The organism is Nocardioides sp. (assembly GCF_031422975.1).
Lineage (GTDB): Bacteria > Actinomycetota > Actinomycetes > Propionibacteriales > Nocardioidaceae > Nocardioides.
Window position 1 is genome coordinate 1 of record NZ_JANPEO010000190.1, and the last position, 1543, is coordinate 1543.

Consider the following 1543-nt stretch of genomic DNA (forward strand, 5'->3'; position numbering starts at 1 on the left):
CCGACGTGGTGTCCTCGATCTGGCGGCGCAGTTGCGCGATCCGGCCCTTGATCTCCTCGCTGGTGCCCGCCCCCTTCACGATCGTCGTGTTTTCCTTGTCGATCGTGATGCGGTCCGCCCGGCCCAGGTCGGCGAGCTGGATGTTCTCCAGCTTGATCCCCAGGTCCTCGGTCAGCAGACGGCCGCCCGTGAGCACCGCGATGTCCTCGAGCATGGCCTTGCGGCGGTCGCCGAAGCCCGGCGCCTTCACCGCGCAGGTGCTCAGCGTGCCCCGCAGCTTGTTCACCACCAGCGTCGCCAGCGCCTCGCCCTCGACGTCCTCGGCGATGATCAGCAGCTGCTTGCCCGTCTGCGCCACCTTCTCCAGCACCGGCAGCAGGTCCTTCAGGCTCGACAGCTTCTTCTCGTACAGCAGGATGTAGGCATCGCTCAGGATGACCTCCATCTCTTCCTTCTCGGTCACGAAGTACGGGCTGATGTAGCCGCGGTCGAACTGCATCCCCTCGACCACTTCCAGCGTCGTCTCGATCGTGCGCGCTTCCTCGACCGTGATCGTGCCGTCCTTGCCCACCTTGTCGAAGGCGTCCGCGATCAGCGTGCCGATGTAGCTGTCGCCGTTGGCGCTGATGGTCGCCACCTGGGCGATCTCCTTGCGGTCGGCCACCGGCTTGCTCATGCCCTTCAGCTCGCCGACGATCGCCTCCACCGCCTGCTCGATGCCGCGCTTCAGCCCCATCGGGTTGGCCCCGGCGGTCACGTTGCGCAGCCCCTCGCGGAAGATCGCCTCGGCCAGCACCGTCGCCGTCGTCGTGCCGTCGCCGGCCACGTCGCTCGTCTTGCTCGCCACTTCGCGCACCATCTGCGCGCCCATGTTCTCGTACGGGTCCTCCAGCTCGATCTCCTTGGCGACGGTCACGCCGTCCTTGGTGATCACCGGGGACCCCCACTTCTTGCCCAACACCACATTGCGCCCGCGCGGTCCCAGCGTCACCTTCACCGCCCGGGACAACTGCGACACGCCCTCGAGGACGGCGGCACGCGCCTTCTCATCGAACAACAGCTGCTTGGCTGCCATGAATCGGACATCTCCTTCTGGATGGAAACATTGGGAATCATTGGAAAACGGGCGGGTCACGCGGGGCGCGGGATCGCGCCATCGCCGCGCGGCGGCCCGGAAGTCTAGGCCTCGATGGTCGCCAGGACGTCGTCCTCGCGGACGATGATGAGGTCCTCGCCGTCGATCTTGACCTCGGTGCCGGTGTACTTGCCGATGAGGATACGGTCGCCCGCCTTCACCGCCATCGGGATACGGGTGCCGTCGTCGCTGATGCGGCCGGGGCCGGCGGCGATGACCTGCGCCTCCTGCGGCTTCTCCTTGGCGGTGTCCGGGATGATGATGCCGCCACGCTTGATCTCGCCCTCTTCCAACCGCTTCACGAGAAGCCGGTCCTGGAGCGGGGTGACCTTGGTCTTGGTGCTGGTTGCCATGAGTGTTCCTCCTGATGTGCGGCGCGATCCGCCGCGTGCCACCGTGAGCAGGCCG

General features: G+C 66.7%; 2 protein-coding genes. Both read right to left on the reverse strand.

The genetic code is table 11. From position 1 onward, the window contains the following. Nucleotides 1–1075, reverse strand: a 1075-nt coding sequence (gene groL / locus RMO85_RS05940; RefSeq protein WP_310527393.1) for a chaperonin GroEL, incomplete at its 3' end; no start/stop codon positions are given. Nucleotides 1076–1179: 104 nt separating this feature from the next. Further along, a complete protein-coding gene (gene groES / locus RMO85_RS05945; RefSeq protein ID WP_310527391.1) occupies nt 1180–1488 on the reverse strand; it encodes a co-chaperone GroES in 309 nt (102 codons plus the stop codon). Nucleotides 1489–1543 lie beyond the last annotated feature (55 nt).

Coding starts and splice junctions, on each gene's coding strand:
- groES (WP_310527391.1), bottom strand. CDS start 1,488: ATGGCAACCAGCACCAAGACCAAGGTCACCCCGCTCCAGGACCGGCTT.